This window comes from Streptomyces sp. NPDC058579, from assembly GCF_042718575.1.
GTDB lineage: Bacteria > Actinomycetota > Actinomycetes > Streptomycetales > Streptomycetaceae > Streptomyces.
Genome location: NZ_JBHXPI010000035.1, coordinates 41,230 through 54,010, shown reverse-complemented (window position 1 = coordinate 54,010; position 12,781 = coordinate 41,230). Strand labels below are relative to the sequence as shown.

The window sequence follows — 12,781 nt, the reverse complement described above, 5'->3', positions numbered from 1 at the left end:
CTGGGCGCGACAGGACAGGTTGTCAGCGCCGCCGCCGACCGGAAGTCATGAGGTGGACCTGCGTCAGACCTGCTGGCCGGAGAGGCGCTCGACGGCGCGCAGCAGGGCCGAGTGGTCCAGGCCGCCGTCGCCCTGCGCACGCAGGGAGGCGACCAGCTGGGCCACGACGGCGCCGACCGGGAGGGCCGCGCCGACGTTGCGGGCGGCGTCGGTGACGATGCCCATGTCCTTGTGGTGCAGGTCGATCCGGAAGCCGGGCTTGAAGTCCCGGTTCAGGAAGTTGTCCTTCTTGCGGGTCAGGACCGTGGAGCCGGCCAGACCGCCGTTGAGGACGTCCAGGGCCGCCTGGAGGTTCACGCCGGACTTCTCCAGGAAGACCACGGCCTCGGCGCACGCCTGGATGTTGACGGCGACGATGAGCTGGTTGGCGGCCTTGACCGTCTGGCCGGAGCCGTGCGGGCCACAGAGGACGATGGTCTTGCCCAGCGCCTCGAGGATCGGCAGGGCCTCGTCGAAGTCGGCCTGCTCGCCACCCACCATGATCGACAGGACGGCCTCGATGGCGCCGGCCTCGCCGCCGGAGACGGGCGCGTCGATGACGCGGATGCCCTTCTCCTTGGCGCTCGATGCCAGGTCGACCGAGGTCTGCGGGGTGATCGACGACATGTCGACGATCAGCGCGCCCTGCTTGGCGTTCTCCAGGATGCCCTCGGGGCCGTAGGAGATGGCCTCGACGTGCGGGGAGGCGGGCACCATCGTGATGATCACGTCGGCGTCCTTGACGGCCTCCGCGATCGACGCGGCGGCGGTGCCGCCGGCCGCGGCGAGGCGCTCCAGCTTGTCCTGCTCCAGCGTGAAGCCGGTGACGGAGTAGCCCGCCTTGATCAGGTTCTCGGACATGGGCGAGCCCATGATGCCGAGACCGACCCACGCGATCTTGGGGAGATTGCTCATTGGGGTGCCTCTCAAAACTGGTGGTACGGGGGAGGAGGTCAGCGGGCCGCGCGGGCCTCGGCCGGGAGCCACTCGAAGGACGCGGCGGCGTCGGCGGCCTTGTACTCCAGGCCGACCCAGCCGTCGTAACCGGCCTTCCTGAGCTCGTCGAGCAGCTGCTCCAGGGGGAGCTCGCCGGTGCCCGGCGCGCCACGGCCCGGGTTGTCGGCGATCTGGACGTGGCCGGTCTTGTCGGCGTACTCCGCGATGACCTGGCTGACGTTCTCGCCGTTCATCGACAGGTGGTAGATGTCGAGGAGGAACTTGGCGTTGCCGAGCCCGGTGGCGGCGTTGACCTTGTCGACGACCTCGATCGCCGAGGGGGCGCTCACCAGCGGGTAGAGCGGCGACTCCGGCTTGTTCAGGGTCTCGACCAGCAGGATCGCGCCGATCCGGTCGGCCGCGCGGGCCGCCAGGACCAGGTTCTCCAGGGCGAGGGCGTCCTGGATCTGCGGGTCGACGCCTTCGACGCGGTTGCCGTAGAGCGCGTTCAGCGCCTTGCAGCCGACCGAGGCGGCGAAGTCCGCCGCCACGTCGATGTTGGCGCGGAAGCGGTCCGACTCCTCACCGGGCACGGAGAGCGCGCCGCGGTCGGGGCCCGGCAGCTGCCCGGCGTAGAAGTTCAGGCCCACCAGCTGCGTGCCGGCGTCGTCAAGAGCCTTCTTGAGGGCGTCGAGCTCGCTCTGGGCGGGGGTGGCGGTGTCGATCCAGGGCCACCACAGCTCGACCGCGGTGAAGCCCGCCGCGGCGGCGGCCGCGGGGCGCTCCAGGAGCGGGAGTTCCGTGAAGAGGATCGACAGGTTCACATCGAAGCGCTGGTCCGTGACTGCGCCTTCTGAGAAGCGGGCCATGAGGGGCGGCGCTCCTTCCGTATTGCGGAAGTAACTTTCTGTCTGACGGAATGTTGCAAGGGGAGCCGCGTGCTTGTCAAGAGGGTCCGGCAGCTCAGGGCTGCCGTCGGCGGACTCCCGGCCAGTAGCGTGGGGCCATGGTGCGTTTGAGAGTGGAGTTCACGACCGAGCCCTTCGACCTGGACGAGGCGCCGGAGCACGCGGTCGTGGCCCGTGAGGTCATCCAGTCGGCCGAACTGGACGCGGTGGATGTCGGCCCCTTCGGCAATACGGCGGAAGGCGGCTCCGACGCGGTCCTCACGGCCGTCGACGCGCTGCTGCGGAAGTCCCTGGCGGCCGGCGCGACCCGTGTCTCCCTCCAGGTCAACGTGATCGGGGAGGAGTCGTGACCGAACACCCGCTGGTCACCGCCGTGAAACCGCTGGTCGACGCGATGGGCGCCGAGATACTCGGGCCCGAGCAGGCCCAGACCGACGATGTGGTGCTCGCCTGGGAGGGCGAGGACGTGCTCGCCGTACGGCTGCCGCAGCTCTCGGACTCGCTCGATCACATCCTGGCCGCGATGGAGCGGCGGCACGGGATGCCGCTCGCCGAGCTCGACCGCAAGGCCAAGCAGGAAGCGGTCCGGATACTGGAGGCCCGCGGGGCCTTCTCTGTACGCCATGGGGTGGAGACGGTGGCCGGGGCACTGGGTGTCAGCCGGTTCACCGTGTACAACTACCTGAACCGGGAGACCGCCCTGAACAGGGAAAAGGCCGCCGAGAACGGCTAGTTGATCATGTATGGACAGGAGCCGTCGTCCGGATGTCGGGACGACGGCTTTTGTGTCCCCGAGTTTTCAACAAAGTGTTGACGTGATGTCGGCAAAGGGCGTTAGCTATCCGCAGCCCGTCAGACGCACAGCGAAAAACAGCCACGGAGGCTTCCCGTGACTTCAGGTACGACACCGGGCCTCACCCGGTTCAACGCCTCGGCGGACAGCGACGCCGTCGCCGCCCTCCACGAGGTGTGCTCCAGCTCGGCGTGGGGGAGCAAGATCCTCGCCCAGCGCCCGTACGCCACCGCCGACGCCCTCTTCCTCGCCAGCGACGCCGCGATGGCCGAGCTGACCGCGGAGGACCTGGCCGAGGCGATGGCGGGCCACCCGCCGATCGGTCGTCCGAAGGCCGGGGACCCGACCTCCTCCCGCGAGCAGAGCGGGATGGCCGGCGCCTCCGAGGAGCTCAAGGCCGAGATGCTCGAACTCAACCTGGCCTACCAGGACAAGTTCGGCCATGTCTTTCTGATCTGCGCCACCGGCAGGACCGGTGAGCAGATGCGCGACGCGGTCCGCGAGCGGATCGGGAACTCGCCCGAGGCGGAGCGGGAGATCGTCCGCACCGAACTGGGCAAGATCAACCGCATCCGCCTGACCCGTCTCGTAGAGAGCACTGAGGAAGAGAGCGCATGAGCACCGACACCACCGCTTCGGTGTCCACCCACATCCTGGACACCAGCATCGGCCGCCCCGCCGAGGGCGTGGCCATCACGCTCGCGGCCCGCAGCGGCTTCGACGCGCAGTGGGTCACGCTCGGTGGCTCCGCCACCGACGCGGACGGGCGCTGCAAGGACCTGCCGGCCCTGCCGGAGGGCACCACCCACGTACGTCTCGACTTCGAGACCGAGGCGTACTTCGCAAAGAAGCAAGCCGAGGCGCAGCAGGACGCCCCCCGCGTAAGGGACAGCGGTGCGTTCTTCCCGGAGGTGGCGATCACGTTCGCCGTCAAGCCGGGCGAGCACTATCACGTACCGCTGCTGCTCAACCCGTTCGGCTACTCCGTTTACCGAGGGAGCTAGCAGACATGCCCACGATTCTCGGCCAGAACCAGTACGGCAAAGCAGAGAACCGCGTCGTCAAGATCACGCGGGACGGCGCCACCCACCACATCAAGGACCTGAACGTCTCCGTCGCCCTCTCCGGCGACCTCGACGACGTCCACCTCACGGGCTCCAACGCCCACTGCCTGCCCACCGACACGACCAAGAACACCGTGTACGCCTTCGCCAAGGAGTACGGGATCGAGTCGGCCGAGCAGTTCGGCATCCACCTCGCGCGTCACTTCGTGACCAGCCAGGAGCCGATCCAGCGGGCGCGCATCCAGATCGAGGAGTACTCGTGGGAGCGGATCGCCAGCTCCGACGCCAACTCCAAGTTCATCGGCTCGGACGAGGTGAACCACTCCTTCGCCCGCAAGGGCCAGGAGACCCGCGTCACCCAGATCACGTACGACGGTGAGAAGTGGGAGGTCATCTCCGGCCTCAAGGACCTCATCGTCATGAACTCCACCAACTCGGAGTTCTGGGGCTACATCAAGGACAAGTACACGACGCTCCAGGAGGCGTACGACCGCATCCTGGCCACGCAGGTGTCCAGCCGCTGGCGGTTCAACTGGACCGACGACGAGCAGCGGATGCCCAACTGGGAGAAGTCCTACGCCCAGACCCGCAAGCACATGCTCGAGGCCTTCTCGGAGACGTACTCGTACTCGCTGCAGCAGACGCTGTACCAGATGGCCACGCGCATCATCAACCACCGTTCGGAGATCGACGAGGTCCGCTTCTCGCTCCCGAACAAGCATCACTTCCTGGTGGACCTGGAGCCCTTCGGGCTCAAGAACGACAACGAGGTCTACTACGCCGCCGACCGCCCGTACGGCCTCATCGAGGCGACCGTGCTGCGCGACGGAGCCACGGCGCAGATCCCGGTCGACATGACCAACCTCTAAGCGGCACCCCGTGGCCGCCCCCGCCCGCCCGCAGTAGGGCGGGGGCCGCCACCACCGGAGGGACGTACCCATGGCACAGCCCGCAACGGGGCCGGCATCCGCAGAAGGCCCGTGTTCCACCCCGCCGGTGGCCTCGCACGAGGTCCACCCGGTGGACGAGAAGCTCCCCGCCTCGCGGCTCGTTCCCGCCGCGCTCCAGCACATCGCGGCGATGTACGCGGGCGTCGTCACCCCTCCGCTGATCATCGGCCAGGCGGTCGGCCTGGACGCCGCCGGAATGACCCGGCTCATCGCCGCGAGCCTGCTCATCGCCGGCTGTGCCACCATCCTCCAGACGATCGGCGCCGGCCGCTTCGCCGGAAACCGGCTCCCGTTCGTCAACGCGGCCTCGTCCGCCGGCATCGCCCCGATGCTCGCGATCGCCGAGACCAGCGCCCCCGGCCACCAACTCCCCGCCATCTACGGCGCGGTGATGGTCGCCGGAGTCTTCTGCCTCGCCGTCGGCCCCTTCTTCGGCCGGCTGCTCCGCTTCTTCCCGCCGCTCGTCACCGGTGTCGTGATCACACTGATCGGCGTCACCCTGATGCCCGTGCCCGTCAGTTGGGCCCAGGGCGGGAACAAGGAAGCCGCCGACTTCGGCGCGATGAAATACCTCGCGCTCGCCGGCTTCACCCTCGTCGTCATCCTGCTCTTCCAGCGCTTCGGCAAGGGCTTCGTCAGGCAAGTCGCCCTGCTGCTCGGCCTGTTCATCGGCACGCTCGCCGCGATCCCGTTCGGGTTGGCCGACTTCACGGCCCTGCGCGAGGCGCCCGTCGCCGCGCTGCCGAGCCCCTTCGCCTTCGGCGCCCCCGAGTTCCACCCCGCCGCGATCCTCTCCCTCTGCATCGTGATGCTGGTCCTCATGACCGAGTCGAGCGCCGGCATGCTGGCCCTCGGCGAGATCTGCGACCGCAGGAGCGACGGGAGGACCATCACCCGCGGCCTGCGCACCGACGGCGTCGCCACCCTGATCGGCCCCGTCTTCGGCGGCTTCCCCACCTCCGCGTTCGCCCAGAACGTCGGCGTGGTCTCGCTGACCCGGGTCCGCTCCCGCTACGTCGTCGCCGTCGCCGGTGGCGCCCTGCTCGTCCTCGGGGTCTTCCCGGTCCTCGGCGCGGTCGTCTCGATGGTCCCGATGCCCGTCCTCGGCGGCGCCGGAATCGTCCTCTTCGGCTCGATCGCGGTCAGCGGCATCCGTACCCTCTCGGAAGCCGGCCTCGACGACAGCTCCAACATCATCCTGGTGGCTGTCGCACTCGGCGCGGGCATCATCCCGCTCGCCGCGCCCACCTTCTACGCCGGCTTCCCGGCCTGGGCACAGACCGTGCTCGGCTCCGGCATCAGCGCGGGCGCGCTCGTCGCCGTCACGCTCAACCTGTTCTTCCACCATCTCGGCACCCGGAGCCGTCACACGGCCCCGGCACTCAAATCCTCCTAGGGTCCTGCCGTGCCCACACCACTCCCGAGGAATGAAGGAAGCACCGCCATGGCAGCACCTTCGGCAGCAGTCGAGCGCATCGTCATCGAGAACTGTGCGATCGCGACCGTGGACGCCAACGACACCGAGTACGCCTCCGGGCACCTCGTCGTCGCGGGCAACAAGATCGAGTCCATCGGCGCCGGCAAGGCGCCCGAGGGCCTGGAGAACGTGGTCCGCCGGATCGACGCCACCGGTCATCTGGTGACGCCCGGTCTGATCAACACCCACCACCACTTCTACCAGTGGATCACCCGGGGTCTGGCCACCGACCACAACCTCTTCAACTGGCTGGTCGCGCTCTACCCGACCTGGTCGCGCATCGACGAGTCGATGGTCCGCGTCGCCGCCCAGGGCTCGCTCGCGATGATGGCCCGCGGTGGTGTGACCACCGCGATGGACCACCACTACGTCTACCCGCAGGGGTCCGGCGACCTGTCCGGCGCCATCATCGGCGCCGCCCGTGACATGGGCGTCCGCTTCACCCTCGCCCGCGGCTCCATGGACCGCAGCGAGAAGGACGGCGGCCTGCCGCCGGACTTCGCCGTCGAGACGACCGAGGGTGCGCTCATCGCCACCGAGGAGACCGTCAAGAAGCACCACGACGCCTCCTTCGACGCGATGACCCAGGTCGCCGTCGCCCCCTGCTCGCCGTTCTCCATCTCCACCGACCTGCTGCGGGAGGGCGCCGCCCTCGGCCGCCGGCTCGGTGTGCGCATGCACACCCACGGCTCGGAGACCGTGGAGGAGGAGAAGTTCTGCCACGAGCTCTTCGGCATGGGCCCGACGGACTACTTCGAGTCCACCGGCTTCCTCGGCGAGGACGTGTGGATGGCGCACTGCGTCCACATGAACGACTCCGACATCGAGGCCTTCGCCCGGACGAAGACCGGTGTCGCCCACTGCCCGTCCTCCAACGCGCGGCTCGCCGCCGGCATCGCCCGCGTCCCGGACATGCTGCGCGCCGGCGTACCGGTCGGCCTCGGTGTCGACGGCACCGCCTCCAACGAGTCGGGCGAGCTCCACACCGAGCTGCGCAACGCGCTCCTCATCAACCGGCTCGGCGCCCACCGCGAGTCCGCCCTCAACGCCCGCCAGGCCCTGCGCCTCGGGACGTTCGGCGGCGCCCAGGTCCTCGGCCGCGCCGACTCGATCGGTTCGCTGGAGGCCGGCAAGCTCGCCGACTTCGTCCTGTGGAAGATCGACGGCCTCGGCCACTCCTCGATCGCCGACCCGGTCACCGCGATCGTGTTCGGCGCCGCGGCCCCGGTGACGGCCTCGTTCGTCAACGGCAAGCAGATCGTGGAGAGCAACCGCCTGCTGTTCGCGGACGAAGAGGCGATCGCGCGCGACGCGCGCGCGGAGGCCCAGCGCCTGGCCCGGATCACCGCGCAGGGCTGACCTCCCCAAGGAGTCCGACCGAGGGGGACGGCCCTCGGTCGGTCACCGCGGACCCGAGCGGGGTCCGCGGACGGCTGGACGGGGGGTGACCGTACGACAAGAGGTACGGCACCCCCCGGACGGTCGACGTGTGTCAGCCTTCCAGGCCTCCCCGGGCACACGACGCAGTTTCAAGGATCGACCCTGCCTTCAAGGATCGGCCCGGTTTCCAAGGATCCACCCAGTTTTCAAGGATGAAGAAGTACCCCCCACTTCCTCATGAGCCGCACCCGTGAGGCGCACGACCTGCACCGCTTTGCACCACCTCCAAGACACCCACGTCACCGCCGACGTGTTACCCGACCGGAGGAACCTCCGTGGCCGACAAGCCCAGGTTTCGCAATGATGCGCAAGACGCAGGCGCCGACACCGAAGACCGGAAGCATCCGGTCGACGAGACTCTGCCGCCCCTGAAAATGTTCACCAGCGGCCTCCAGCACGTGGCCGCCATGTACGCGGGGGTCGTGGCCCCGCCCCTGATCGTCGGCGCGGCCGTCGGACTCTCCGGCACCGAACTGACCTTCCTCACCGGAGCCAGCCTCTTCACCGCGGGACTCGCCACCTTCCTCCAGACGCTCGGCGTCTGGAAGATCGGCGCCCGACTGCCGTTCGTCAACGGCGTCACCTTCGCCGGCGTCGCGCCGATGCTCGCGATCGTCGACACGACGGACGACCGGGCCGACGCGCTGCCGATCATCTTCGGCGCGATCATCGTCGCCGGAGTGCTCGGCTTCATAGCCGCCCCGTACTTCTCCAAGCTCGTCCGCTTCTTCCCGCCGGTCGTCACCGGCACCGTGATCACCCTCATCGGTGTCTCGCTGCTTCCGGTCGCCTTCGGCTGGGCCCAAGGGCCCAATCCGGCGGCCAAGGACTACGGTTCGACCACCTATCTCACCCTCGCCGCGATCACGCTCGTCGTGGTGCTCGTCCTGCGCCGGTTCACCCGCGGCTTCCTGAAGCAGATCGCGGTCCTGGTCGGTCTGGTCATCGGCACGCTGATCGCGATCCCGTTCGGGGTCACGGACTTCAGCCCGGTGACGGAGGCTGACATCGTCGGCTTCCCGTCGCCGTTCCACTTCGGGGCCCCGCAGTTCGCGGTCGCCGCGATCATCTCGATGTGCGTGGTCATGCTCGTCTCGATGACCGAGTCGACCGCCGACATGCTGGCGCTCGGTGAGATCGTCGACCGGCCGGCCGACGAGAAGACCATCGCGGCCGGTCTGCGCGCCGACACCCTCGGCTCGGCGATCAGCCCGTTCTTCAACGGCTTCATGTGCAGCGCCTTCGCCCAGAACATCGGTCTGGTCGCGATGACGAAGATCCGCAGCCGGTTCGTGGTCGCCTGTGGTGGTGGCTTCCTGGTCCTGATGGGCCTCTCACCGGTCGCCGCCTCGCTGATCTCGGTCGTGCCGCGACCCGTGCTCGGCGGCGCGGGCGTGGTCCTCTTCGGCTCGGTCGCGGCGAGCGGCATCCAGACCCTGGTCAAGGCCGGTCTGGAGAAGGACAACAACGTCCTGATCGTGGCGGTCTCGCTGGCCGTCGGCATCATCCCGATCACGGCGCCGGAGTTCTACCACGCCTTCCCGGAGACCGCGAAGATCATCCTGGACTCGGGCATCTCGACCGGCTGCGTCGCGGCGGTCCTGCTGAACCTGGTCTTCAACCACCTGGGCAAGGGCCAGGACGACGACACGGTCACCGCGCCCATGGAACCGGGCGAGGAGATCTCCGAGGCCCGTGGCGCCAAGGCGGCGCACGTCCACTGAGCGCACAACCGCCGTCCGTCGAGCCGGTCCCCGCGTACGCCGCGGGGGCCGGCCGCGGGCGTTCGGTGGTGCTGATCAACCCGAACACCTCCGCCGACACGACGGCGATGATGACGGCGATCGCCCGGCGGACCCTGGGTTCCTCCGTACGCGGGGTGACGGTGGCGCGCGGCCCCCGGATGCTGACCGACCCGGCGGCGCTGAGGGCGTCGGTGCCGGAGGTGGTCGCGGCGGCGCGCGAGGCCCTTGCGGCCGGGGACTGCGCGGGTCTTGTGGTGGGGGCCTTCGGCGATCCGGGCGTGGCCGAGCTGCGGGCCTTCGCGGGCGTCCCGGTCGTGGGCCTGGCGGAGGCGGCCTGTGCGGAGGCGGCGGCCGGGGGAGTGCGGTTCGGGGTGGCGACGACGACGCCGGACCTGGCGGAGGCGATCGGCCGGCGGATCGCCGCCCTCGGGCTCGCGGACCGGTACACCGGGATCCGTCTGACGCGAAGCCAGGCCGGGCGGCTGTCACGCGAACCGGAGGCGCTGCGCGAGGAGTTGGCCGAGGCGGTACGGGCGTGTGTCGTACGGGACGGGGCGCGGGCCGTCGTGATCGGCGGCGGCCCACTGGCCGAGGCGGCGGACGCGCTCCGGGAGCGCTTCGACGTCCCGGTGGTCGCCCCCGTCCCGGCGGCTTGCCGCCGGATCGCACGCGAACTGGCGCAGCACGATCCGGCGGTGTCGGAGGGATACGGCTCCGGTCAGAGCTCTGGTCGGGGCCCCGGTCAGCCGATGTGGAAGCTGTCCCCGTAGACCTTCCAGTCCAGCGGGGTGTTGAGGTTGAGGTTCTTGTTGCGGACGAACACCCGCTGGGCCGTGTCGACCCGGCTGGTGTCGCTGTGCGCCTCCTCCTGCTTCATCGCCCAGACGCGGGCGTCGAGGAAGGCGTTGAGGTACTTGATCTCGTCCCCGCCCTGGGCCGGCGGCTTCGCCTTCGCAAGAGCCTTCTTGCGGATGTTGCGGAAGCTGGCCGAGTCGGTGCCGTCGCCGTGCATGACGATGGCGTCGTAGTAGATGAACTGGCCGAGCACGCCCACGCCGTCGCTCTTGGCCTGCTTGACGGCCGGGTTGAAGTACACCCGGTCGCGCTCGTCGTCCTGGGCCTTCTTGAAGGCCGAGTCCGAGGCGGCCTTGGCCCAGTCCCGCTCGAAGGCCGAGCCGAGGCCCGCGTGCGAGTCCGTGCCGTCTACCCTGCGGAGCGCGGGCAGGTACTTGGCGAGGACGTTGCCGGGCTTGCGCTCGGTGTAGAGCTCGACGAGGTCGAGCATGTCGCCCGTACCGGAGCAGAAGCCGATGATGCCGGCCGTGTAGCCCCGCCCGTCGCCGATGTCCTCGATGTACTTGTACTGCGCCTTCCAGTCCAGCGAGGAGTTCTCCGCGCTGGAGACCAGCTTCATGGCGATCTCCTTCTTCGCCGGGTCGTCGAGACCGACGGCCGCGGCGGCGAAGGGAGCGGCCGCGCTCGACTCGGCGCGGGCCGGGGCGGCGCCGTCCGAAGGAGCGGCGATGGCGGTCGCCGGGACGGCGAGCAGAGCGAGTCCGAGAGCGACGCGGATCGCGGTGCGCTGATGGGGGTTGGGCACCGGGGCCTCCTGAACAGAAGCGGGGGTTGGTTTGTTAGGAAGCTTTCCTATCAGCCGGCCGAGTGTCCGTACACCCCTTGCGCGCAAGGGAGTTGAGCGCGGACCCTCACCGCTCGGCGTCGGCGCGCCGCCGGCACTCCCGGGCCAGCTGCGGGTAGGCCGCGCCGATCGCCTCGTACAGCCGCGCCCGCAGCAGCCGCTCGGCCTCCGCCCGTCCCGTCGACCCGAACAGGCCGTCGAGCAGCGTCTCGTACCGCGACAGGGCGTGCCGCAGGTAGGTCACCTGCCACCGCACCAGCGCTCCTGCGGCCACGCCACTGCTGCGCCCCTGCCCGCCCGGCCCGCCTGGTCCACCCGGTCCGCGCGCCCCGAGCAGTTGCCGGTGCCGTACCGCGCGCCGCTCCAGCTCGGCCGCCGGGAGTCGGGGCACCTTGATCGGCTCCGCCCGGATCGCCGCGAGCACCGCCCGCCGTCGCCGCTCCGCCCCCGCCTCGGCCGCCGCGGAACGGCTCCCGGGGGCGGCCGCGCACCGGGCGAACTCCGGTGTTCGCTCCACCGCCTCCACCCGTGCGAGCCGGTAGAGCCGCACGGGCGCGATCGACCACCGTCGGGGATCCCGCCCCTGGATGTCGGGCTCGCCCAGCAGGTCGTGCACCATCGGGTCGGTCCAGCCGCGCTCGCGCAGCCCGGTGAGCGTCACAAAAGTCGTACGGTCCGTCACGATTCCCCCTGACTTCGATTACTCAGCGTGACGAATTCAGTGAAGCGCACACCACTGACAACCGCCCTCTTGCCGGGGTCGAGGCACCCGTGCCATACAGGTCTGGACCAAGTCGACGGACGGAGGCATTCCTGTGCAACGCCCGCTCGCCGCAGCATTGTTGACGGCCGTCGCGCTGCCACTCGCCCTGACGGCGGCCTGCTCGCCCGCCCCCGCGAAGGACACCGCGACCCCCACCGCCCCCACCGGCGTCACCGCCGCCTCCGGCAGCGCCCAGACCGTCCACGTGATGTGGAACCCGGCCACCGACGACCGCGCGGTCACCGGCTACGAGGTCTACCAGCAGGGCCGCAAGGTCAAGGACCTCCCCGCCACCACCCTGATGGTCGACATCGTGAACCTCACGCCCGCGACCCCGTACGCCTTCACCGTCCGCGCCCGCGACGCCGCCGGCAACCGCTCCCCGCACAGCGCGACCGTCCCCGCCACCACCCTCGCCGCGAGCGCCCAGGACCGCACGGCCCCGACGACCCCGCGCGCCCTCCAGGCCACCGCCGACGGCAGCCACGAGGCCACCCTGACCTGGCAGCCGGCCCGCGACGACACCAAGGTCACCGCGTACGACATCTACCAGGCCGACGCCCGCATTCACACCGTCCCCGGCACCGCCACCACCGCCCGCCTCACGGGCCTGCGCGCGGGCACCGTCTACTCCTTCACGGTCCGCGCCCGCGACGCCGCCGAGAACTCCTCCCAGGACAGCCCCACCGCCGACCTCACCACCCCCTCGGCCCCCGGCGCTCCCCCGAACACGGCCCCCAAGGACCTCACGGCCAAGGCGGTGAAGGGCGAGGTCACCCTCACTTGGACCCCACCCAGCACAGGCGCCCCCGTCACGGAACACCAGCTCTTCCTCGACGGCTCCTTCGCCACCACCATCATCTGGGGCGCCGACCCCCCACCCGGCCGCGCGACCTACACCTTCACGGTCCCCACCACGAAGCCCACCCGCCACAGCGTCAAACTCCGCGCCCGGCTCCCCGACGGCACCTGGGGTGACTTCTCGGCCCAGCGCACCGTTGTCGTGCCATGACGGCGCCGCCCCGGG

At 70.1% G+C, this 12,781-nt stretch carries 14 protein-coding genes; 10 read left to right on the top strand and 4 right to left on the bottom strand.

The window, feature by feature from the left end:
- Nucleotides 1–63: 63 nt before the first annotated feature.
- Together ACFWRO_RS28845 and ACFWRO_RS28840 are read right to left on the bottom strand one after the other, a co-directional pair.
- Nucleotides 64–954 (bottom strand): 2-hydroxy-3-oxopropionate reductase, encoded by an 891-nt coding sequence (locus ACFWRO_RS28845; RefSeq protein ID WP_384514959.1) that lies wholly within the window; start codon nucleotides 952–954, stop codon nucleotides 64–66.
- Nucleotides 955–992: 38 nt separating this feature from the next.
- On the bottom strand, nucleotides 993–1,844 hold the full coding sequence (locus ACFWRO_RS28840; RefSeq protein ID WP_384514956.1) for a TIM barrel protein: 852 nt from the start codon (nucleotides 1,842–1,844) through the stop codon (nucleotides 993–995).
- Nucleotides 1,845–1,984: 140 nt separating this feature from the next.
- Between ACFWRO_RS28840 and ACFWRO_RS28835 the strand changes: the two genes are divergently transcribed.
- The 9 genes from ACFWRO_RS28835 (at nucleotide 1,985) to ACFWRO_RS28795 (ending at nucleotide 10,122) form a co-directional block, all read left to right on the top strand.
- The gene (locus ACFWRO_RS28835; RefSeq protein ID WP_384515014.1) at nucleotides 1,985–2,233 is read left to right on the top strand and encodes a hypothetical protein; all 249 of its coding nucleotides are present in this window, start codon (nucleotides 1,985–1,987) and stop codon (nucleotides 2,231–2,233) included.
- Nucleotides 2,234–2,277: 44 nt separating this feature from the next.
- On the top strand, nucleotides 2,278–2,616 hold the full coding sequence (locus ACFWRO_RS28830) for a helix-turn-helix domain-containing protein (RefSeq protein WP_384515013.1): 339 nt from the start codon (nucleotides 2,278–2,280) through the stop codon (nucleotides 2,614–2,616).
- A 156-nt stretch (nucleotides 2,617–2,772) separates the two neighbouring features.
- Nucleotides 2,773–3,294 (top strand): 2-oxo-4-hydroxy-4-carboxy-5-ureidoimidazoline decarboxylase, encoded by a 522-nt coding sequence (uraD, locus tag ACFWRO_RS28825; RefSeq protein ID WP_384514953.1) that lies wholly within the window; start codon nucleotides 2,773–2,775, stop codon nucleotides 3,292–3,294.
- Entirely contained in the window at nucleotides 3,291–3,680 is a 390-nt protein-coding gene (gene uraH, locus ACFWRO_RS28820; RefSeq protein WP_384514949.1) for a hydroxyisourate hydrolase, read from the top strand. Before uraD ends, uraH begins: the two co-directional genes overlap by 4 nt.
- 5 nt (nucleotides 3,681–3,685) lie before the next feature.
- Complete coding sequence (gene pucL, locus ACFWRO_RS28815) at nucleotides 3,686–4,609, top strand: factor-independent urate hydroxylase (protein WP_384514946.1); 924 nt, start codon at nucleotides 3,686–3,688, stop codon at nucleotides 4,607–4,609.
- Nucleotides 4,610–4,679: 70 nt separating this feature from the next.
- Nucleotides 4,680–6,086 carry a nucleobase:cation symporter-2 family protein gene (locus ACFWRO_RS28810; RefSeq protein ID WP_384514943.1) on the top strand — a complete coding sequence of 469 codons (1,407 nt, stop codon included), beginning with the start codon at nucleotides 4,680–4,682 and terminating at the stop codon, nucleotides 6,084–6,086.
- Nucleotides 6,087–6,134: 48 nt separating this feature from the next.
- A complete protein-coding gene (locus ACFWRO_RS28805) occupies nucleotides 6,135–7,526 on the top strand; it encodes an 8-oxoguanine deaminase (protein WP_384514941.1) in 1,392 nt (463 codons plus the stop codon).
- Nucleotides 7,527–7,882: 356 nt separating this feature from the next.
- Complete coding sequence (locus ACFWRO_RS28800) at nucleotides 7,883–9,331, top strand: nucleobase:cation symporter-2 family protein (RefSeq protein ID WP_384514938.1); 1,449 nt, start codon at nucleotides 7,883–7,885, stop codon at nucleotides 9,329–9,331.
- 68 nt (nucleotides 9,332–9,399) lie between these two features.
- A complete protein-coding gene (locus ACFWRO_RS28795; protein ID WP_384514935.1) occupies nucleotides 9,400–10,122 on the top strand; it encodes an aspartate/glutamate racemase family protein in 723 nt (240 codons plus the stop codon).
- On the opposite strand, the gene ACFWRO_RS28790 is transcribed toward ACFWRO_RS28795, so the two are convergent.
- Together ACFWRO_RS28790 and ACFWRO_RS28785 are read right to left on the bottom strand one after the other, a co-directional pair.
- A complete protein-coding gene (locus ACFWRO_RS28790) occupies nucleotides 10,095–10,952 on the bottom strand; it encodes a chitosanase (protein ID WP_384514932.1) in 858 nt (285 codons plus the stop codon). The two genes, ACFWRO_RS28795 and ACFWRO_RS28790, sit on opposite strands and share 28 nt — an antisense overlap.
- Nucleotides 10,953–11,058: 106 nt before the next feature.
- Nucleotides 11,059–11,673: a hypothetical protein gene (locus ACFWRO_RS28785; protein ID WP_384514930.1), complete on the bottom strand. Its 615-nt coding sequence runs from the start codon at nucleotides 11,671–11,673 to the stop codon at nucleotides 11,059–11,061.
- 133 nt (nucleotides 11,674–11,806) lie between these two features.
- On the opposite strand from ACFWRO_RS28785, the gene ACFWRO_RS28780 reads away from it, so the two are divergent.
- Nucleotides 11,807–12,766 carry a fibronectin type III domain-containing protein gene (locus ACFWRO_RS28780; RefSeq protein ID WP_384514927.1) on the top strand — a complete coding sequence of 320 codons (960 nt, stop codon included), beginning with the start codon at nucleotides 11,807–11,809 and terminating at the stop codon, nucleotides 12,764–12,766.
- The last annotated feature ends 15 nt before the right edge of the window (nucleotides 12,767–12,781 follow it).